Here is a 20,076-nt window from a genome sequence, read left to right on the forward strand (position 1 = left end):
TCGCGCCCGCATTGGGGGCTCAATGGTTCGTTTGCGCATCCTGGTGTTGCCGGTGGGGCCGGCCGGGCGGATGCATAGGTCCTCTTCGGGCGCAGTACTCAGCCGGGTCGTACTACACAGTACGGCTCGAATGAGCAATCGCGTCCATGCGTGGGGAGCGGCACTGCATCCAAATGGCCGCTCATAATTCGGGCTGGATTGTGCATCTCCCGCCTCTTGCGCGACAGATACCAAGCCATCTTCACCCCGCCTGTCCGTTTCCACTCTCGACGAGCGGGCCAGCCGGACCAGCGTGCGCGCTGGCCGCGGAGAGCGGGGCGACGCGTTAGATAGGACAGACATGCTGCCCTAACCCGTTCACATTTGCATAATTCAAAACTAGGGGCAAGCGGTTTTGCCACCACTCGGCCACAAAAAATAGGAGTTTAGTGTCTCTGGCTATAGGAAAGCGTAGGAGTTTGCATCAGTTTCAGCGCGTGCAGCTTTCAAATCACCGAGCTTTGCGTAGAAATTTCCAATCTTATCCTATCGGCAACCTTTGCCGCCATTTTGCACTTGGTTGCACACAGGAGGATCAGATGATCGATCATGTCTCGCTCGGGACCAATGATGTCGCTCGCGCCAAGGCGTTCTACGATCCGGTACTGGCAGTGGTGCAGATGACGCTGCAGGCGGAAACAAGCAGCGAACTGCTTTATGGGGCCGGGAGCTTCATGATCAGCATCGTCGTGCCGCTCGACGGCGAGCCGGCAACGCCGGGCAATGGCACTCACATCGCGTTTGCGGCGCGCGATCGCGCCATGGTCGATCGTTTTTATGAGGTCGCACTCGCCAATGGCGGTACGAGCGATGGCGCCCCGGGGACGCGGTCTGAATACGACGCTCATTATTACGGCGCGTTTGTCCGGGATCCCGATGGCAACAAGATCGAAGCCGTCACCATGATGTCGGGATGAGTAAGGCGCGGTCCTTGCGGAGCCGCGCCTTTCGTCGTCAGGATCGTGCGTGTTGTGAACCCGGGCCATTCGACCGTAGGTCTCACGGCCTAGCCATCTGAAATCGCTCCACCGGAGCGATTTCGCCTTCGGCCGATGTCTACCGACGCCGAAGACGGCGCGGTTAGTTGACCGACTTGTCCTCGATGGACGGCTGGGTGCCACCGGTCACGGCGATGGTGCGCGGCTTCTTGCTTTCGGGCAGTTCGCGCTTCAGCTCCAGGTGGAGGAGGCCGTTTTCGAGGGTCGCGCCCTGCACCTCGACATAGTCGGCAAGCTGGAAGCGCAGCTCGAAGGCGCGCTCGGCAATGCCGCGATGGAGGAATTCGCGCTTGCCTTCACCAGCTTCGGCGGGCTTGGCACCCTTGACCACAAGGCTGTTTTCCTTGGTTTCGACGGCGATGTCGCCATTGGAGAAACCAGCCACGGCGATGGAGATGCGATAGGCATCGTCGCCGGTGCGCTCGATATTGTAGGGCGGGTAGGTCTTGGTTTCCTGGGTGCCCAGGCTGTCGAGGCGGTTGAACAGCCGGTCAAAGCCGACGGTGGAGCGATAGAAGGGGGAAAAATCGATGGTCTGCATTTTCACATTCTCCAATGAGCAACGTGGTTGATGTCGACCGGAGCTGCGGGGCGTTCCCGATGTGGCGAACGCTGTGGGCAGGGCCGGTTGTCCCCGGCTTTCCGGCGGACAGTGTTGATGTAGGTGAGGAAGTTTTGCGTTCAAGGGGTGTGCGGAACCCCACCAGATGAACGGCAGATGAACGCTGCGGTCCGGCCCGGTTCAGGGGCGGGGCGCTAGAGGTTTGGTCATGGCGGAACCGGAGCGATCCGGTCACGCCATGGACCCGACGGCTCTTCAACCCGCCCCCCGCAAGAGCCGCACGGACAGAAAAGCCAGCGACCATCCCGGTTGCTGGCTTTTCTTTATTAATGCCGCCTGCTTATGGTCGCCGACAGAGAGTGCGTTGCGAGGCCGTGACTTGACCGCCCAGATCGATCCCAATGGACCCCGGCTCGTATCGGTGCCGTCCAACCCGGTGCCGGAGGGCGCCCAGGTGGGCTATTTCACCACGACCGACAGGGTGCGGCTGCGCTATGCACGCTGGCTGCGCTCGGAAGGGCCGCAGCGCGGCACGGTGTGCCTGGTGCAGGGCCGTACCGAGTATATCGAGAAGTACTTCGAGACCGTGGCCGATTTCCGCCGGCGCGGCTTTGCCGTGGCGACCTTCGACTGGCGCGGGCAGGGTGGTTCGGACCGGCTGATCGGCGACCGCACCGTGGGCTATGTCGACCGCTTCGACGACTATTGGACGGACCTCAGAAGCTTCCACGCCGATATCCTCCTGCCCGACTGTCTGGGGCCCTTCTATCTCGTGGGCCATTCCATGGGCGGGCTGGCAAGCCTTTCGGCCGCGACGCGCGACCGGATGATGTTCGATCGGGCTTTCCTTTGCGCGCCCATGGTCGGCCTTCATGGCATGGAAGACAGCCTCGGGCGTACCGCCGTCATCGCCGAGACGGCGAGTTTTCTCGGCCTGGGCAAGGTGCCGTTCAAGCGCCGCGCCGACCGGCGGCCGGACGAGGCCATGTTTCCCGACAATCCGCTGACCTCGGACCTTTTGCGCTACAAGCGCATGGTCGACACGGTGCGCGCCGATGACGGGCTGTATCTGGGGTCCCCGAGCTTCCGCTGGCTGGCGGCGGCAATGCGGGCCATGCTGGAAACAAGGCAGGAGCGCTTTCCTTCCGAAATCCGCATTCCGCTCCTGATCCTTGCGGCGGCGCGCGACCGGATCGTCTCCACCCCCGCCATCGAGCATCTGGGGCTGAGGCTGAGGACCGGCCGCCACATGGTGATCGCCGGAGCCCGGCACGAAATGTTCATGGAAAGCGACACCATCCGCGGGCAGGTGCTGGCCGCGTTCGACGCCTTCATCACCCAGCAGAGCAGTTGATCACGATTGCCGCGGCATCGATTGCGCTAAAGCTTTAGTAAGCATCCAGAACGTATTTTCCCCAAGGGCCAGAAGGGCCTGGCGGGGAGTCCGAAGACAGTGCGCATCGTTGGCCGATTCCTCAGGAATCGCGACGGAAATGTCGCGGTCATCGTCGCCTTCCTGATCCTGCCCATGCTGGTGCTGGCCGGTGGCGCTACCGATATCGCCCGCTTCGAGGCGCATCGGGCGCAGTTGCAGGATGGGGTCGACCGCGCCGTGCTCGCCGCAGCGTCGCTGCAGCAGACGGTACCCGTTGAAACCACCGTCGCCGACTATCTCAAGACGCTCAGCTTCGTCGACGATGTCGATCTCGACTATGACTATACGACCGGGCTCAACGCGCGCACCATCAAGGTGACGGCGAGCTATGTGATGCCGACCGGTTTCCTGCCGCTGATCGGCATCAACGAACTCAATGTCGTGGTCGCGGCCACCGCGCAGGAAAAGCGCAGCAATATCGAGATGTCGCTGATGCTGGACTTTTCGGGGTCGATGGCGGGTAGCAAATATACCTCGCTCAAGTCTGCGGCCACCCAGTTCGTCAACACGATGATTACTCCGCAGACATCGAGCTTTACCTCGCTCAACATCGTGCCCTATGCCGGGCAGGTCTCGGTAGGGCAGACCATATTCGACGCGATGCACGGCGCGCGCTCGCATTACAACTCGTCCTGTTTCCTCCTGTCACGGCCCGACTATGGCGCTGGCCTCATCAACCTGGCCGGGCGCGCGCAGGTGCCCCATTTCACCCGGTGGAATGGCTCGGACGAGAAGCCGACCCTGCCGGCAAACATGAATCCGGGCTGGTGTCCTTCGGACAACACCGCGATCACCTTTATGTCCAACAACCGGACCGATCTCGTGAACAAGATCGCCGGCTACCAGATGTATGACGGGACCGGCACGGCCATTGCCATGAACTGGGGCCTGATGCTGCTCGATCCGGCGCTGCGCCCGCTCATCATGCAGGCGGTGGCCCACGGCATGGTGCCCGCCGCTTTCGCCGGCCGGCCGGCCGACTTTCACAGCGCCAATACGCTCAAGGTGCTGATCCTGATGACCGACGGCGCCATTACCGAGCAATTCACCGCCAAGGATCCCAGCAAGGATGTGCGCACGGGAGCCAATTGGAAGCTTCTGCGCGACACCACCTACAATACGGACCAGACGACCACGGAGACCAAGAAGCATTTCAATACGGTCTGCGCGGCGGCCAAGACTCACGGGGTGATGGTCTTCACCATCGGCTTCCAGCTCAGCGACAGCGATGCCAACCAGTTGGCCATGAAGAACGAGCTGCGCAATTGCGCCTCCAGCGCTTCGCATTACTACGACGTGCAGGGGCTCAACATCGCCGCAGCCTTCAGCGCGATCGCCACCACCATCCAGAAGGTCAAACTGACGCAATGACGCCGCCGCGCACCCTTCTGCGACGCTTTCTCGGCAATCGCCTCGGCTCGGCAGCGATCGAATTCGCGCTGGTGCTGCCTTTGCTCGTGGTGCTGACGGCCTCGACGCTCGAGGCCGGCTGGATCATGGTGCAGACCATCATGCTGGATCGGGCGCTCGACCAGACGGTGCGGGAATTGCGGGTCGGCACCTTTGCCAATCCGACCCAGCAGACCATGCGGGAGCAGGTCTGCGCCCGCGCCGTGGTCCTCAATGACTGCGAAAACACGATGGCGCTGGAACTGTTCGAGATCACGCCCGCAGGCGCGGGTTATCCGACGGACAGCTCCCGCTGCGTCAATCGCGACAGTCCGATCGCGCCGGTGCTGCGCTTCACACCTGGGGGCCGGTCGACAATCATGTTCGTGCGCGCCTGCTTCGTCGTCTCGCCGCTGACGCCAGGACTTGGCCTTGGCCTGGCGTTGCCCAAGGATGCGAGCGGCGCCATGCGCATCCTGGCCAAATCCGCCTTTGTCAACGAGCCAATCTGATGCGCAGGAGGCACGTAGCGGCAGATCTGGTCCGCAACGAGCGTGGCGCCTCGATCATCGAGTTCGCCCTCCTCGCGCCCGTGCTGCTGTTTTTGCTGCTCGGCACGGTGACGCTGTTCGACCTCTTCCGGACGCTGCAGAACGTTGAGAAGGCGACCTTCACCGTGGGTGACATGATGTCCCGCGAGAACGCGGCGATGACCCAGGCCAAGCTCGATAACATGTTGACGCTGGTGCGGCAGATGTTGCCCACGGCCAATGATGGCGGGCTACGGGTCTCCAGCATCGTCAAGCAGGGCGGGCTCCTGGTGGTGAAGTGGACCAAGACGGTGGGCAGCAATGTGCCGACGACGGCGCTGCCGGCCTCGGTGATCCCCGATGTGGCCGAGGGGGATTCGGTGATCCTCACGGAGAGCTTCGTGCCGCATCGTGCTGCCTTTGGCCTCTTCGGGGCCGATTCAGTGGTGTTCGGCGCCCAGGCCGCGCATCGGCCGCGCTTCGTCTCGGCGATCGCCTTCCAGTAAGGCTCAGGCGGCGTTGACGAGCTTGAGGGTGTTTTCCAGCAGTTCCGGGGTCGCCGCGGCCACGACATTGCCGCCGCCGGTGGGGTCCGAGCCGTCCCAGCGGGCGATGGCACCCCCAGCCTCGCGGATGATCGGCACCAGGGCGGCTATATCGTAGGTATTGAGGTAGGGCTCGATGACGAGATCGGCCTGCCCGGCGGCGAGCAGGGCATAACCATAGCAATCCATGCCGAAGCGTTGGAGGCGCGTGGCGCTTTCCACGGCCGCCCACTTATCCCAGAACTCGCCCTTGAACAGGTTGGGCGTCGTGGTGAAGACCTTGGCCTGGCCCAGCTTGGTCTGGCCGCTGGTGCGATTGGCTTGGGTGACATCGCCACGGCGGTAGGTGGAGCGGCCCGGCACGGCCAAGAATTCCTCGCCGATAAAGGGCTGGCTCATGAGCCCGGCCACGGCGACGCCGTCGACGGCAAAGCCGATCAGCGTACCCCAGACCGGTGCACCGGAAATGAAGGCGCGGGTGCCGTCGACCGGATCGATGATCCAACTGAAGCGGCTCGTGCCTGAAACGCCCCATTCCTCCCCGATGATGGCGTGATCCGGAAAGGCATCGGCAATGATGCTGCGGATAGCGGTTTCGGCGCCCTTGTCGGCCTCGGTGACCGGATCGAACCCGCCTTCGAGCTTGTTGTCGATGGCTAGCGGCGTGCGAAAAAGCGGCAGCGTCAGGCGGGCAGCGGCCTCGCCGGCCGCGCGCAGCGTGGTTTCCACAAGGTCAAAATCAATCTCGGCAACACTCATGGGAGGACTTTCCGGCTCGTGGCCAAGGCAAGGCGTTGAATTCATGGCAGATAAAGCAAGACATCGATAAGTTGAAGACGCCAATTTGCCGTTAGCCAGGACGTGATGCTGTCTCGTTCCTGATTCATTTTTGCAACATGGCCGGTTTGATCTGTTGTGGATCGCGGTGATGCCGCTTGTGAACCCGGACAAATCCAGTCATCCCGGAAGGGCATGGTGCGTTGCCGGATGCCTGGCCTAGGCCGCCACATCCGGTAAACATCGTTCCTCCCTTGACTGGGGCCGTCTTTGGGGACGGCCCCTTTTTATTGGGAAGTTACTCGGCAGCCGCCTGTTCCTGCATCGGCGCGAGCCCAGCAAGGGCCACGAGGTCGAGCCCGACCAGGGTCAGGATCAGTCGCTCCATTAACGCCTTCACGGCGTCAAAGCCCGCATGCTTTTCCAGTGTCACCTCGTTCATATAAAGGTGGCGGCTGATTTCGATCTGCAGGGCATGCACGCCATGCTGCGGCCGCCCATAGGCGCGGGTGCAGAAGCCGCCGGCATAGGGACGGTTGCGCGCGACCTTAAGGCCGGCGGCGGTGAAGACCGTTTCCACCAGATCGACCAGCGGCGTGGCGCAGGTGGTGCCGTAGCGGTCGCCCAGCACGATATCGGGCGTGGCCCGTTCGCCATGGCGACCGATACGCGGCATGGAATGGCAGTCGATCAGCACGGCGAGGCCAAAGGCCGACATGCTTTCGGAGAGGAGTTTCTGCAGCGCCGCGTGATAGGGGTGATAGATGCCCTCGATGCGCATGCGCGCATCTTCGAGCGTCAGCCGCTCCCGATAGATGGGCTTGTTCTCGGCGACGACGCGCGCCAGTGTGCCGAGGCCTGCGGCGACGCGCGGCGAAGTGGTGTTGAACCGGTCCGAGAGTGGCTCGACGAACATGGTGGGGTCGAGTTCCCAGGGCTCGCGATTGACGTCGAGATAGGCGCGCGGGAAATGCGCGCGCAGCAGCGGCGCGCCCAGATGCGGCGCCCGGGAATAAAGCTCGTCGACAAAGGCATCTTCGGACTGGCGGATGGAGAGGTGGTCGAGCCTCGCCATGGACAGGAACCGCTCGGGATAGACGCGGCCGGAGTGAGGCGAATTGAACACGACCGGTGCCACCAGACGCCGGGGGCGGATGGTTTCGAAGGCCGGTTGATCCCAATAGTCGGATCGCACGCAGTGTCCCCCAATACGGCGGCCCAAAGCCCGCCGACGGTGTTTATAGCCGGTGTGCACCGGGCCAAATCGCGAAGCAGTTCGGCCCGATGCAACAGTCTCGCGCGGCACGAGAAAATTGTCCAGTTTCGTCGCAATTGGGCAAACAGCGCGGAAAACCGAGCCCGGAGGACTGTCCGGGTGTTGCGTCTGGCCCAAGGTGGCATAAACATCGGCCCCAGTACCGACTCACTCCCGCAACGCCCAAGGGACCAAGAGATGAAGCGAATCCTTCTCGCCGAAGACGACAACGACATGCGCCAGTTCCTGACGCGGGCGCTCAAGAACGCCGGCTATGAAGTCGTGTCCTTCGACAATGGCCTTTCGGCTTACGAGCGGCTGCGCGAAGAGCCGTTCTCGCTGCTGCTGAGCGACATCGTGATGCCGGAAATGGATGGCATCGAGCTGGCGCGGCGCGCCACCGAGCTCGATCCCGACCTCAAGGTCATGTTCATCACCGGTTTCGCCGCCGTGGCACTCAATCCCGACAGCGACGCCCCCAAGGATGCCTCTGTGCTGTCCAAGCCGTTCCATCTCAAGGATCTCGTCAACGAGGTCGAGCGTCTGCTGGCGGCCTGAGTTTTCCACATGGCGGGGCCAAATTGCCCTCCCAAAGCAATTTGCCCGCGGCGCGCATCAAAGGCCCTTGACCCCCAGATAGGTTTTATGGTCTATCCGCGCCACCGGAGACGCCCCAGGGCGTTCCGTCCCGGAGAGATGGGCGTGTAGCTCAGCGGGAGAGCACTACGTTGACATCGTAGGGGTCACAAGTTCGATCCTTGTCACGCCCACCATCTCTCTTTCTTCCCTGCCTCGGGCAGCGGGTGCGTAGCTCAGCGGGAGAGCACTGCCTTCACACGGCAGGGGTCACAGGTTCAATCCCTGTCGCACCCACCATCTAGTTCTCTGAAATCGAAGGTTTTTTAGTCCCAGCCTGCTGGCCGGGCGCGCTCAGGTCGTCTCGCCGAAGGGTGGGCCGCCGAGGGGGACGTGGTCGTCGGCCAGCTCGCTGGCGCCGATGCCGGCGGCTTGCTGAGCGATCTTGGCGTGGACCTGGCCAATGGTCGAGACCGTATGGCCGCAGGCGCTGCAGGCGATCTTGGTGAGCTCGTCGGCGTCGTCCTCGACGACGACCTGGTTGTCGGCCCCGCAATGGGGGCAGGCGAGGGTAATCTGATTGTTCATGACCGGGCTCCTTCCAAACTATGAATCCCCGATGGGCACAAGCGTTCCAGCCGGAGCGATTGCGCGTTACGATTCCGGTTGCGCGCCGTGGGCTTTTTCCGGCTGGCAAGTTTTATACAGGCGCATGCAACCATTGGCGGGTGAGGTCGTTGGCACTGCCGGGGAAATGCGTGTTGGGAGCGGTCGCGGATGGAAGACGGTATCGGCCAGGCCGATGAAGAGACTGCAAACGCCCGCTTCAGGCTGCTCGTCGATTCGATCACCGATTATGCGATTTACATGCTCGATGCCCACGGCGTGGTGACCACTTGGAACCGGGGCGCCGAGCACATCAAGGGCTATAGTGCCGCCGAAATCATCGGCCGGCATTTTTCCGCTTTCTACAGCGAGGAGGACAGGGCCAAGGGCGTACCGGCTCGGGCTCTGGAGCTGGCTGCCCGCAATGGCAGCTTCGAGGCCGAAGGCTGGCGGCTGCGCAAGGATGGCAGCCGCTTCTGGACCAATGTGGTGATCGATGCCATCCGGGGTGCTGACGGCGAGCTGATCGGCTTTGCCAAGATCACCCGCGACCTGACGGAGCGCCGGGCGGCGCAGCTCGCCCTGACAGAAAGCGAAGAGCAATTCCGCAGGCTGGTGCTCAACGTCACCGACTACGCCATCTACATGCTGGATGCGGGCGGGGTAGTCGCCAGCTGGAACCAGGGCGCCGAGCGCATCAAGGGCTACACGGCCGCTGAAATCATCGGCAAGCATTTCTCGCACTTCTATCCCCCCGAGGACCGCGAGCGCGGCATGCCCGACAGGGGGCTTGAAACCGCGCGGCGCGACGGCCACTTCCAGGCCGAGGGCTGGCGGCTGCGCAAGGACGGGTCGCGCTTCTGGGCCAGCGTGGTGATCGATGCCATCTACAATGAAGAGGGCGCGGTGATCGGCTTTGCCAAGATCACCCGCGACGTCACCGAGCGGATGGAACAGCAGAAGCGGCTCGACCAGACGCGCGAGGAACTGTTCCAGGCGCAGAAAATCGAAGCCATCGGCCAGTTGACCGGTGGGGTGGCGCACGACTTCAACAACCTGCTGATGGTGGTGCTGAGCAGCCTCGACGCCCTCAACCGACGGCTGACCCTGGATGAGCGCAGCGCGCGCCTGCTCAACAATGCGGTGCAGGCGGCCGAGCGTGGCGCCCATCTCACCCAGCGCATGCTGGCCTTTGCCCGCAAGCAGGAGCTCGAACAGCGCGAGGTGGACCTGGTCGAGCTGGTGCGCGGCATGAGCGACCTGCTGGCGCGCACGCTGGGCCCCTCGATCCAGATCGAGACGCGCTTTCCGCTGACCCAGCCGCGCATCTGGGCCGATCCCAACCAGCTCGATTCGGTGCTGCTGAACCTGGCCGTCAACGCCCGTGACGCCATGCCCAATGGTGGTTCGCTGGTGATCTCGTCGCGGCAGGCCGAGGCCGGCGCCAACCAGTCCCAGCTCGCGCCCGGGCCCTACGTCGTCCTGACCGTCGCCGATACCGGCGAAGGCATGGATGCCGAAACGCTGGCGCGGTCCGCTGACCCTTTCTTCACCACCAAGGGCGTTGGCAAGGGTACGGGGCTGGGCCTTTCGATGGTGCAGGGGATCGCCCAGCAATCGGGCGGGCGCCTGGTGATCGAGAGCCAGCCCGGCAAGGGAACAAGCATCGAAATCTGGCTGCGCGCCGTGGAGAAGTCCGCCCAACCGGCCAACCCCGCTCCGGTTCGCGTGGAGGAAATGGCCGCGCCGGGGCGGCGCCTCAAAGTGCTGGCGGTGGACGATGATGCGCTGGTGCTGATCAACACCGTGATGATGCTGGAGGATTTGGGGCACCAGGTGGTCGAAGCGCATTCCGGCGACAAGGCCCTGCAGATGCTCGAAGCGGGCGGAGACTTCGACCTCGTGATCACCGACCAGGCCATGCCGCGCATGACCGGCATGGCGCTGGCTGCCGAGATTGCCCGGCGCTGGCCGGAGCTGCCCGTCATCCTGGCCAGCGGCTATGCCGAAATCAAGGAAGGGCAGGACCTGCGCCTGCCACGGTTGGCCAAGCCCTTCGGTCAGGCGGAACTGGCTCGCGCGCTCGCCAAGGTCTGCGACAGCGAGGGATTGTCCCAGGCGGTCTGAGCGGAAACTACCACATGGTGGCCTTGGCGCGTTCCGGCCAGGCTTTGTCATAGGCTTCGCCACCCACCTGGTTCCCGGTCATGCCGGCCAGGATCTGCCCGGGTGTCGGCAAGCTCGCCGGATCGACGTGCCGTGCGGGGTTCCACAGTTCCGAACGGATGATAGCCCGGGCGCACTGGAAATAGAGTTCGTCGATTTCCAGCACGATGACCGAGCGGGGCGCCTTGTCGTCGACGGCAAAGCTTTCGAGCAGGGCTGGGTCGATGGAGAGATGCGCCCGGCCATTGACGCGCATGGTCGTGCCCGAGCCGGGGATCAGGAACAGAAAGGCGCAACGGGGGTCGCGCACGATGTTCCTGAGACTATCGATGCGGTTATTGCCCCGCCGGTCCGGCATCATCAGCGTCGTGTCGTCGTGAATGCGGACAAAGCCGGCCTGGTCGCCGCGAGGGGAACAGTCGATGCCCTCCGGCCCAACGGTGGCAAGGGCGGCAAAGGGGCTGGCCTCGATCAGGCGCCGGTAGTCCGGTGTCATCGCGCGGGCCACCTTGGTGGTTGAAGCGGCGACCGGAGCGGGGAGATAGAGCGCTTCGAGCTGGTCGATGGAGCTGATCTGGTGGGGGCGGGCGGACATGACCTTCACTCGGCGCGTGATGGAACAAAACTGGGTGTTTGGCTGTAACTATGACTATATGTCAGGCGAATGAAGGATCGACTGCGACTTTCGAATGGTCGCACCTTCCCATCCCGCACTTGCAAGGAGTTCTCCCATGGACGGCCATGCCTTCCCCGTGACTCGCACCGATGCCGAATGGCGCGCCCGGCTCAGCGAGGAGCAATATTACATCATGCGCCAGCATGGCACCGAGCGACCCGGCAGTTGCGCGCTGCTCTATGAAAAGCGCCAGGGCACGTTTTCCTGCGCCGGTTGCGACACGCCGCTCTTTGCCTCGACGCTGAAGTTCGAAAGCGGCACCGGCTGGCCCAGCTTCAACGACCCGATCCCCGGCTCGGTGGAGACCACCACGGACCGGAGCCACGGCATGGTGCGCACGGAAGTGCATTGCGCGACCTGCGGCTCGCATCTGGGCCACGTGTTCCCGGATGGGCCCCCGCCGACCGGGCTGCGCTATTGCATCAACGGCGTCGCGCTGAATTTTACCCCGAATGAGTGATGAAGGCCCCGGACGAGAGTCCGGGGTTTTTTGTTTGTGCGGTGATGCAAGCGGCCGGGGCGCTGGCTCCAGACGGAAGGCCCCCTCACCCGGCCCTGCGGGCCGACCTCTCCCCCAGAGGGAGAGGTGTCGATCCGCGACTTTGGTAAACTCCCACCTCTCCCTTGGGGGAGAGGTCGACGGCGCAGCCGGCGGGTGAGGGGGCCCTGCCTCAAGTGCCCCTTGGTTTTGCCCTGTTTGTTGCCGGAGCGGCAATGGGGTCGTCGGGCCAAGGGTGGCGGGGATAGCGGCCTTTGAGGTCCTTCTGCACGTCCTTCCAGCTCCCGCGCCAGAAGCCAGGCAGGTCGCGGGTGGTCTGGATCGGCCGGTGGGCAGGGGACAGCAGCACCAAAAGGAGCGGGAGCCTGCCATTGGCGACGGCAGGGTGGCGGTCGAGGCCGAAGAGTTCCTGCACGCGGATCTCGAGGGCCGGGCCGTTCTCCGCCGCGTAGTCGATCGGCAGGTGGCTGCCCGAGGGGGCGTGGAAATGGCTGGGAAGGAGCGTGTCGATCTCCTGTCGTCTGGCCCAGGGCAGGAGCGTATCGAGCGCCGCGCCCAGATGTTCGGCCGTGATGGCGGCAAGGCGCGTTTCGCCCGTTATATGCGGCACGAGCCAGGCGGGGTCGGCGGCCAGCGCGGCGTCGGAAAGATCCGGCCAGTTCCCGCCCAGGGTGTGGTGCAGAAAGGTCGCCCGAGCGCGCACGGCCTTCTGGTCGCGGCTCCAGGGCAGGTTTTCGGGTCGCTTCAGCGCGGCTTCGGCCAGCAGCGCCGCCGCCGCTTCGAAATCGGTGACGGGCGCGGTGTCGTCGGCCAGTTTGAGCGCATCGAGCCGGCGCTGGCGGCGGGCGCGGACCGAGCCGGTCTGGGCGTCGAAGGCGAGAGTGGTTTCGCTTCGGACGTGTGCGGCAAAGAGGGTTTCGAGGTCAGCGGGGTCGAGGGCGGCGGCCGAGCGGATGCGGCCCTGGGTGGCGCTGCCGGTGAGGTCGGCGACCACCAGCAACGGCGCCCCGGCCAGCGCATGGGTCTCGTCGAGCTGGGCCTGGCGGCCATTGGCGAGGCGGAAGCGGCCGCGGGGGCCGGCAGGCTGGGCGACACGGTCGGGGAAGGCACGCGCCAGGTGGTGGCCGGCGGCAAGCGCTTCGCCAGCGGCGTCGCCCACCAGCTTGCTCCAGCGGCTGGCCATGGCGCGGGCATCATCGGCGCGGCGCGAGCGGTCGGCGCGAAAGCGTTCGAGGCGGCGGGCGATATCGGTATCGTCTCCGCCAAGGCCACGCTCGGCCAAGAGCACGGCCAACTCGGTGGCGGTGCGGGCATCACCATCGGCGGCGCCCGACACGACCATATGGGCGAGGCGTGGATGGAGCGGCAGTTTTGCCAGCGCCTTGCCTGCCGGTGCGAGCCGGCCCGCCGTGTCGATGGCATCGAGCCGGACCAGCAGCGCCCTGGCTTCGCTCCAGGCCGGAGCCGGTGGCGGGTCGAGAAACGGTAGAGCCTTCGGGTCCGTGACGCCCCAGGCGGCCAGGTCGAGCACGAGGCCGGCAAGATCCGCGGCCAGGATTTCCGGCGTGTCGAAGGGGTCGAGCGCTGCCGTTTGTCCCTGGTTCCAGAGCCGGATACAGACGCCCGGCGCGGTGCGGCCGGCGCGGCCGCGGCGCTGGTCGGCCCCGGCGCGCGAGACGCGGCGCGTTGCGAGCGTGGTCATGCCGGTAGCCGGCTCATAGACCGGCACGCGGCGGAAGCCGCTATCGACGACGATACGCACGCCCTCGATGGTCAGGGAGGTTTCGGCGATGGAGGTGGCGAGCACGACTTTGCGGCGGCCCGCCGGAGCCGGCTGGATGGCGCGATCCTGCTCGGCGGGGGTCAGCTGACCATAAAGCGGGGCGAGATCGGTGTCGGGGGGCAGGCGGGTCGCGAGCCGCTCGGCGACACGGGTGATCTCCCCTTGGCCGGGAAGGAAGACGAGGGCGGAACCCTCGTGTTCCCAAAGGGCCCTGAGCGTTGCCGCAGCGACCTGGTCCTCGAGCTTTTGCAGCGGATCGGGCTCGGCATGGAGCGTTTCGACCGGAAAGGTGCGGCCCGGACTGTCGATGACCGGGGCGTCGCCCAGCAACCTCGCCACGGCGGCACCATCGATGGTGGCGGACATGACGAGGAGCCTGAGGTCGGGCCGCAGGGCGCGGGCGTCGAGGGTGAGCGCCAGGCCCAGATCGGCATCGAGGCTGCGCTCGTGGAATTCGTCGAAGATGACGGCGGCGACGCCTGTCAGTTCCGGGTCGTCAAGCAGCATGCGGGTATAGACGCCCTCGGTGACTACCTCGATGCGGGTGCGGGCCGAGACCTTGGTCTCCATGCGAACGCGGTAGCCGACGGTTTGGCCGACATCCTCGCCGAGGAGCTTTGCCATCTGCCGCGCGGCGGCGCGGGCGGCGAGGCGCCGCGGCTCGAGCATGACAATGCGCCCGTCGCCGCGCCAGGGCGCATCGAGCAGGGCGAGGGGTGCACGCGTGGTCTTGCCGGCGCCGGGCTGGGCGACGAGGACAGCCGCCGTGCCACCGGCCAACGCCACCTGGAGGGCGGGCAGCGCAGCATCGATGGGCAAGGGCGGGAGCGACATGACGGTGGGATAGCGGGGGTGGCCGATAGGGGCAAGAGGCGAGGAAACGCGAAGGCTGTTCCCGGCGTTGGCCGGGCATGAGCAAGCAGGGCAAGATCAGCATCGGCGTATCGGGCTGGACCTACCAGCCATGGCGGGGAAACTTCTATCCACCAAAACTGGTGCAGCGGCAGGAGCTGAGCTTTGCGGCAAGCCGCTTCAACGCACTTGAAATCAACGGCACTTTCTATGGCATGCAGACGCCACGGGCATTCCGGAGCTGGACGGAGGCGGTGCCGGAGGGTTTCGTCTTTGCCGTGAAGGGGCCGCGCTACCTCACCCATATGCTCAAGCTCAAGGAGCCGGAGGGGCCGCTGGCCAACTTCTTCGCGTCGGGTCTGCTGGCCATGGGCGACAAACTCGGGCCCATGCTGTGGCAATTTCCCGAGCGGTTCGTCTTCAACCCCGAGCGGATCGAAGCCTTTTTCCGGCTGCTGCCACGCGATACTGCACAGGCAGCCGCGCTGGCGCACAGGCATGACCGGCGGCTGCGGGCGCCCGCCCACTATGGCGACGGGGTAAATCGGCCGATGCGGCATGCCATGGAAATCCGGCACGAGAGTTTTCGCGATCCGGCCTTCATCGATCTCTTGCGCAAGCATGACGTGGCGCTGGTCTGCGCCGATACGGTGGACTGGCCGCTGCTGATGGATGTGACGACAGACTTCATTTATTGCCGGCTGCATGGCTCGGTGGAGCTTTACAATTCAGGCTATTCCGAAGCCGAACTGGACCGCTGGGCCGAGCGGGTCCACAACTGGTCGCGCGGGCAGGCGACGGACGGCAATTTCGTGACCGGGACAACGGCAGACGGCGTCCGACGAGATGTCTTCGTGTTTTTCGACAATACCGACAAGCTGATGGCGCCGGGCGATGCTACGGGGCTAATGCGGCGGCTGGAGGTGGATTGGGCGCAGCGCCATCCATGGCCGCATTGAGGACTTGTTCACCCCGGTGGGGCTTGGGAGTTCTCCCAAGTGCGATAATGCTTTAGCATGCGCGCCATCATCACAGAGGCCTGTCTGGAGCTGCGCATGCAACTGACCCGTATCGCCAATGACCAGGTGACTGTCGATGTCGCGGCGCTGGGCGCGGAAATGCAATCCATGCAGACCCGCGACGGCCGCCACTGGCTCTGGCATGGCGACGCGACCTATTGGACCGGCCGCTCGCCCATCCTCTTTCCGATCGTGGGCAAGGCGCCCAATGACAGCCTGACCATTGCAGGCGAGCGCTACCAGATGAGCCAGCATGGCTTTGCCCGGCGCAGCAATTTCGAGCTGGTGACCGAGGAAAGCGATCGCTGCGTGTATCGCCTCACCGCCTCGGAAGCCAGCAAGGCCATGTATCCATTCGATTTCCAGCTCGATGTCGAGCACCGGGTCGAAGGGCGGGCCGTGGTGGTGAGTGCCGAGGTGACCAATCGCGACACACGGGTCATGCCCTATGGCATCGGCTTTCATCCCGCCTTTGCCTGGCCGCTACCGGGCGCAGCCGGGCAGGTGCATAGCGTAACCCTCGAAGATGGCGGGGAGCCCGCTTTGCACCGTCTGTCGGGCGGGCTGGTGACCCCCGAGGCGCTGGCCTCGCCGTTCGTCAGGGGACGCCTCGAGCTGCGGCACGACGACTTTGCGCAGGACGCGATGGTATTCCCTGAGGGCGCGGGCGCCGGCCTGCGCTATGGGCCCGAAACGGGACCGAGCATCGAATTCATCTGGGAAAACCTGCCCAATCTGGCGCTCTGGACCAAGCCCGGCGCGGGCTTCATCTGCCTTGAGCCCTGGCACGGGACGGCGGCGGAAGTGGGGGGTTCGGACGAGCTCAGCGAGCGGCCCTATTCGGAACTGTTGGGGCCGGGCGCGGTGGCGCGCTATAGCTTCAGAGCGGAGCTCAGGGGCTAGGTTCAAGTCTCCATTGCGGCCAATGCGGCGGCGTCACCCCACCCTCATTCCCTCCCCATCAAGGGGAGGGAGGCGCAGGCATCGGGAGACCGTGTTCACTGTCTCCCTCCCCCTTTTGGGGAGGGATCAAGGGTGGGGGCTCTCGTTATTCCGCCGCGCCGCGTTCGTCTGCGAGCGCATCGGGACCGGCGGGATCGCCGGGCGCGGTTTCGGCGCCGAGGTCCGGGAAGGCGGCGATGCGCGCACCCCGAAAATCGGTGCGCAGCACGATCAGGCCCCGTTCCTCGAACCAGGTCAGCAGGCGCCGAGCGCGGCTTGCCGAATGGGTGCCGTAGAGGCGGGCCAGCGTCGCGTCGGACGGGCAGGGGGCGCCGGTCAGCGCCGCCTGGGCAATGACCAGGAATACGCCCTGCACGTCGTCGGTCAGAGTTTCGGACAGCGTCAGCGCCTGCTGCCAACCGTCGGAGGCCGCGGTCTCGGCGTCCGGGGCAACCCGGGCAACGGCGAGGAGGCGCTTGAAGGCGGGCAGCGCCGGCGGCTCGCCCGGCACGCGGCGGATGCGGCAGCGCACCAGAAAATCCTGATAGAGCTGGGCGGTGGTGCGGAACCCCGCATCGGGATCGCTCATCAGCTCTTCCATCACCGCGGCGACCATGGCCTCGCGCTCCGCCGCGTCGATCTCGGGGAAAAGCGAGACCGGCTCGGCGGGAGCCTCGGCGCGGGCCCGGGCGCGGGCTTCGGCGACCTGGGCAAGCAGTTCATTGGTGGAAGGCGGCGGCGGCGGGGGCGGGCGGCGCACCATCGGGCGCGCCAGTTCTTCCGGATCCTGGGTGAAGATCAGGTCGGCGGCGTCGACGGGCGCCTCGGGCAGCGGGGTCAGCTTGGGGCTGGTGGAGCGGGCCGAGGTTTCGACCGCGCCAATGGTGATCGGCAGCGGGCGGCGCGAAATGGCGGGGCCCAGGGCAACGAAATGGCCGCGGGCGAGGTCGCGGAACTGCTCGGCCTGGCGCCGGTCCATGCCCAGGAGATCGGCGGCGCGGGCCATGTCGATATCAAGAAAAGTGCGGCCCATCAGGAAGTTGCTGGCTTCGGCCGCGACATTCTTGGCGAGCTTGGCCAGGCGCTGGGTGGCGATGACGCCGGCCAGGCCGCGCTTGCGGCCGCGACACATCAGGTTGGTCATGGCGCCAAGGGACAATTTGCGTGCTTCATCAGACACTTCGCCTGCCGCGGCGGGGGCAAAGAGCTGGGCTTCGTCGACCACGACCAGGACCGGATACCAGTAGTCGCGATCGGCATCGAACATGCCGCCGAGGAAAGCGGCGGCGGCGCGCATCTGCTGCTCGACATCGAGGCCCTCGAGATTGAGGACGACCGAGACGCGGTGCTGGCGGACGCGGGCGGCGATGCGGGTCAGCTCGGCCTCGGTGCGGGTCGCGTCGACCACCAGATGTCCGTAGCGCTCTGAAAGCGTGACGAAATCGCCCTCGGGATCGATGACGCATTGCTGCACCCAGGGGGCGGATTGTTCGAGCAGGCGGCGCAAGAGATGCGACTTGCCGGACCCGGAATTGCCCTGCACCAACAATCGGGTAGCCAGCAATTCCTCGAGATCCATATGGGCGGCGCCGTCCGTGCGGCTCTGTCCCATGTCGATGGCGACCTGCATCTTTTCTCCGGCTGGATGCGTCCCGTTTCCAGCGGAAGGCTGACGCACGGCTACAATTTGCTAACGGACTGTTAGCACGAACCGCGGCGATTCGAGTGTCACGCTAAAGCCGGTTCCACAAATTGATCAGCCCGGCTTGCGCGCGATGATGAAAACCGCGGCCTTGGGGTTGGGCTGCCAGTCCTGCTCGATGACGAAGCCGGCGCGCGTCAGGGTGGCGCGGAGGTCGTCGTGGCTCATGAAGCCGATCTGCGGGAGCTTGCCGAGCAGCTTGCCCAGGGCAGCCACCGGGGCCAGGAGTTTCAGCGGCCCGCCCATGCAGGCAGTGCTGGAGACGAAGCGGCCGCCGGGCTTGAGCATGGCGAAGACCCGGTCGACGACGGCGTCGCGGTCCTGCATCAGGTGCAATATGGAGAGGCCAAGGACCATGTCATAGCCGGCGGCCGGCAGCGGCATGGTGGTGATGTCGCCCTGCTCGAAGCTGACATTGGTGACACCGGCGGCGCGGGCCTTTTCGCGCGCCTTGTCGAGCATGCCGGCGGAAAAGTCCACGGCGCGGACCGAGCGTACGAAGGGGGCGTGAGTGATGGCGGTGCCACCGGTGCCGCAGCCGAATTCAAAGATGTCCATGTCGGGGGTGAAAAAGGCCTGGGTGCGCGCCAGCTTGGTGCGATAGGCCTCTTCGTCGGCAATGGGCTGGGCCGCATACTTGTCCGCCAGCCGGTCCCAGAACGCGCTCATTTCAGCCATGGCAAAGCCTCTGCTTCTCAACTGCGTGAAGATTAGCGCTGGCCGCACAAGAACGAAATTGAAGAAATTGGCAGTTTCGTTATGCTTTTTTGCATAAGGGAGACGTGTTGTGCCGTCGGACTGGAACCAATTTCGAGCCTTGCTGACCACGGTGGAGGCCGGATCGCTGTCGGCGGCGGCCAAACGACTGGGCCTGACGCAGCCGACGCTGGGCCGGCAGGTCGCGGCACTGGAGGCGGAACTGGGGCTAGCGATTTTCGAGCGGGTCGGGCGGCGGCTTGTGCTGACCGAGGCCGGGCAGTCGCTGGTTTCCCATCTACGGGACATGGGTGAAGCGGCCGAACGCGTGGCGATGACGGCCACCAGCCAGTCGCAGGCGATCGAGGGCGTGGTGCGGATCACCGTCGCCGACATCTATGCCGGCTATGTGCTGCCGCCCGTGCTCGAGCGCATCAGGCGGGAGGCGCCGGCCATTCGCATCGAGGTGCTGGCGACCGGCTCGATCAGCGATCTCATGCGGCGCGAAGCCGACATCGCCATCCGCCACCTGCGGCCCGAACAGGACGGGCTCATCGCCCGGCGCTGCAAGGATACCGATGCCTTTATCTATGCCGCGCCTGACCTGCTCGAGCGGATGGGAAATCCAAGGACCGGGGAGGACCTGGCGCGCGGGGATTTCGTGGGTGGCATGGGGGACAATGCGGACTTCATCGCCATGGTGCGGGCCCGCGGCGTGCCGCTGGGCCAGGCCAATTTCCGGCTCGTGACCCAGAGCGGCATGACCGGCTGGGAATGGGTGCGCAAGGGCCTGGCCCTGGGCGGGATGGTGGAGGCGGTGGGACGGCTGACGCCTGACGTCGTGGTGGCGCTGCCTGACCTCGAGCCGATACCCGTGCCAGTCTGGCTGGTGACGCATCGGGAACTGCATACCAGCCGGCGGATCCGGCTGGTGTTCGACATGCTGGTGGAGGCGTTTTCGTAAGAACGTCGAGGGTGCGAGATGGATTGCCCGGTCAAGCCGGGCAATGACGACGGAGGGGAGACGCC

Annotated in this window: 19 protein-coding genes and 2 tRNA genes; 13 read left to right on the forward strand and 8 right to left on the reverse strand. The window is 65.2% G+C overall.

Translation table 11 applies throughout. The annotated features are described in order from the left end of the window. Positions 1–578: 578 nt before the first annotated feature. On the forward strand, positions 579–956 hold the full coding sequence (locus JEQ47_RS18545; protein ID WP_198877933.1) for a VOC family protein: 378 nt from the start codon (positions 579–581) through the stop codon (positions 954–956). Between the two features lie 163 nt (positions 957–1,119). Here the strand turns inward: JEQ47_RS18545 and JEQ47_RS18550 are convergent, their stop codons facing one another. Further along, on the reverse strand, positions 1,120–1,578 hold the full coding sequence (locus tag JEQ47_RS18550; RefSeq protein WP_198877934.1) for an Hsp20 family protein: 459 nt from the start codon (positions 1,576–1,578) through the stop codon (positions 1,120–1,122). A 400-nt stretch (positions 1,579–1,978) separates the two neighbouring features. Here JEQ47_RS18550 and JEQ47_RS18555 point away from each other — a divergent pair, with 400 nt between their 5' ends. The 4 genes from JEQ47_RS18555 to JEQ47_RS18570 all read left to right on the forward strand — a co-directional run bounded on the left by JEQ47_RS18555 (position 1,979) and on the right by JEQ47_RS18570 (position 5,459). After that, positions 1,979–2,953, forward strand: a complete 975-nt coding sequence (locus JEQ47_RS18555) for an alpha/beta fold hydrolase (RefSeq protein ID WP_198877935.1) — start codon at positions 1,979–1,981, stop codon at positions 2,951–2,953. Between the two features lie 99 nt (positions 2,954–3,052). Beyond that, on the forward strand, positions 3,053–4,405 hold the full coding sequence (locus JEQ47_RS18560; protein WP_198877936.1) for a pilus assembly protein TadG-related protein: 1,353 nt from the start codon (positions 3,053–3,055) through the stop codon (positions 4,403–4,405). Continuing rightward, the gene (locus JEQ47_RS18565; protein ID WP_198877937.1) at positions 4,402–4,935 is read left to right on the forward strand and encodes a TadE/TadG family type IV pilus assembly protein; all 534 of its coding nucleotides are present in this window, start codon (positions 4,402–4,404) and stop codon (positions 4,933–4,935) included. Before JEQ47_RS18560 ends, JEQ47_RS18565 begins: the two co-directional genes overlap by 4 nt. Then, a complete protein-coding gene (locus tag JEQ47_RS18570; protein WP_198877938.1) occupies positions 4,935–5,459 on the forward strand; it encodes a TadE/TadG family type IV pilus assembly protein in 525 nt (174 codons plus the stop codon). The genes JEQ47_RS18565 and JEQ47_RS18570 overlap by 1 nt, the downstream gene beginning before the upstream one ends. Before the next feature lie 3 nt (positions 5,460–5,462). Here the strand turns inward: JEQ47_RS18570 and JEQ47_RS18575 are convergent, their stop codons facing one another. Both JEQ47_RS18575 and JEQ47_RS18580 read right to left on the reverse strand, forming a co-directional pair. Further along, a complete protein-coding gene (locus tag JEQ47_RS18575; RefSeq protein WP_198877939.1) occupies positions 5,463–6,257 on the reverse strand; it encodes an inositol monophosphatase family protein in 795 nt (264 codons plus the stop codon). Positions 6,258–6,573: 316 nt separating this feature from the next. Beyond that, positions 6,574–7,470, reverse strand: coding sequence for an N-formylglutamate amidohydrolase (locus JEQ47_RS18580; RefSeq protein ID WP_328769593.1), 897 nt, complete (start codon positions 7,468–7,470; stop codon positions 6,574–6,576). 258 nt (positions 7,471–7,728) lie between these two features. Between JEQ47_RS18580 and cpdR the strand changes: the two genes are divergently transcribed. The 3 genes from cpdR (at position 7,729) to JEQ47_RS18595 (ending at position 8,406) form a co-directional block, all read left to right on the forward strand. Next, complete coding sequence (gene cpdR, locus JEQ47_RS18585; RefSeq protein ID WP_046105558.1) at positions 7,729–8,088, forward strand: cell cycle two-component system response regulator CpdR; 360 nt, start codon at positions 7,729–7,731, stop codon at positions 8,086–8,088. A gap of 140 nt (positions 8,089–8,228) precedes the next feature. Next, positions 8,229–8,303 (forward strand) — tRNA-Val (locus JEQ47_RS18590). Positions 8,304–8,331: 28 nt separating this feature from the next. Next, positions 8,332–8,406, forward strand: a tRNA-Val gene (locus JEQ47_RS18595). Positions 8,407–8,460: 54 nt separating this feature from the next. Here JEQ47_RS18595 and JEQ47_RS18600 read toward each other — a convergent pair. Next, positions 8,461–8,694 carry a hypothetical protein gene (locus JEQ47_RS18600; protein WP_198877940.1) on the reverse strand — a complete coding sequence of 78 codons (234 nt, stop codon included), beginning with the start codon at positions 8,692–8,694 and terminating at the stop codon, positions 8,461–8,463. Between the two features lie 189 nt (positions 8,695–8,883). On the opposite strand from JEQ47_RS18600, the gene JEQ47_RS18605 reads away from it, so the two are divergent. After that, a complete protein-coding gene (locus tag JEQ47_RS18605; protein WP_198877941.1) occupies positions 8,884–10,839 on the forward strand; it encodes a hybrid sensor histidine kinase/response regulator in 1,956 nt (651 codons plus the stop codon). Positions 10,840–10,846: 7 nt separating this feature from the next. Here the strand turns inward: JEQ47_RS18605 and JEQ47_RS18610 are convergent, their stop codons facing one another. Further along, complete coding sequence (locus tag JEQ47_RS18610; protein ID WP_198877942.1) at positions 10,847–11,473, reverse strand: pyridoxamine 5'-phosphate oxidase family protein; 627 nt, start codon at positions 11,471–11,473, stop codon at positions 10,847–10,849. A gap of 136 nt (positions 11,474–11,609) precedes the next feature. Here JEQ47_RS18610 and msrB point away from each other — a divergent pair, with 136 nt between their 5' ends. Continuing rightward, positions 11,610–12,014: a peptide-methionine (R)-S-oxide reductase MsrB gene (msrB, locus tag JEQ47_RS18615; RefSeq protein WP_198877943.1), complete on the forward strand. Its 405-nt coding sequence runs from the start codon at positions 11,610–11,612 to the stop codon at positions 12,012–12,014. A gap of 211 nt (positions 12,015–12,225) precedes the next feature. Here the strand turns inward: msrB and hrpB are convergent, their stop codons facing one another. Further along, positions 12,226–14,670, reverse strand: coding sequence for an ATP-dependent helicase HrpB (gene hrpB, locus JEQ47_RS18620; RefSeq protein WP_198877944.1), 2,445 nt, complete (start codon positions 14,668–14,670; stop codon positions 12,226–12,228). Positions 14,671–14,747: 77 nt separating this feature from the next. Here hrpB and JEQ47_RS18625 point away from each other — a divergent pair, with 77 nt between their 5' ends. Together JEQ47_RS18625 and JEQ47_RS18630 are read left to right on the forward strand one after the other, a co-directional pair. Then, a complete protein-coding gene (locus JEQ47_RS18625; protein WP_198877945.1) occupies positions 14,748–15,647 on the forward strand; it encodes a DUF72 domain-containing protein in 900 nt (299 codons plus the stop codon). A 96-nt stretch (positions 15,648–15,743) separates the two neighbouring features. After that, complete coding sequence (locus tag JEQ47_RS18630) at positions 15,744–16,610, forward strand: aldose 1-epimerase family protein (protein WP_198877946.1); 867 nt, start codon at positions 15,744–15,746, stop codon at positions 16,608–16,610. 145 nt (positions 16,611–16,755) lie between these two features. Here JEQ47_RS18630 and JEQ47_RS18635 read toward each other — a convergent pair whose 3' ends face one another. Further along, positions 16,756–18,279, reverse strand: a complete 1,524-nt coding sequence (locus JEQ47_RS18635; RefSeq protein ID WP_198877947.1) for a helicase HerA domain-containing protein — start codon at positions 18,277–18,279, stop codon at positions 16,756–16,758. Positions 18,280–18,405: 126 nt separating this feature from the next. After that, the gene (locus JEQ47_RS18640; RefSeq protein WP_198877948.1) at positions 18,406–19,029 is read right to left on the reverse strand and encodes a class I SAM-dependent methyltransferase; all 624 of its coding nucleotides are present in this window, start codon (positions 19,027–19,029) and stop codon (positions 18,406–18,408) included. Between the two features lie 109 nt (positions 19,030–19,138). Between JEQ47_RS18640 and JEQ47_RS18645 the strand changes: the two genes are divergently transcribed. Further along, entirely contained in the window at positions 19,139–20,011 is an 873-nt protein-coding gene (locus JEQ47_RS18645; RefSeq protein ID WP_198877949.1) for a LysR family transcriptional regulator, read from the forward strand. Positions 20,012–20,076 lie beyond the last annotated feature (65 nt).

It is taken from the genome of Devosia sediminis (assembly GCF_016411825.1).
GTDB lineage: Bacteria > Pseudomonadota > Alphaproteobacteria > Rhizobiales > Devosiaceae > Devosia > Devosia sediminis.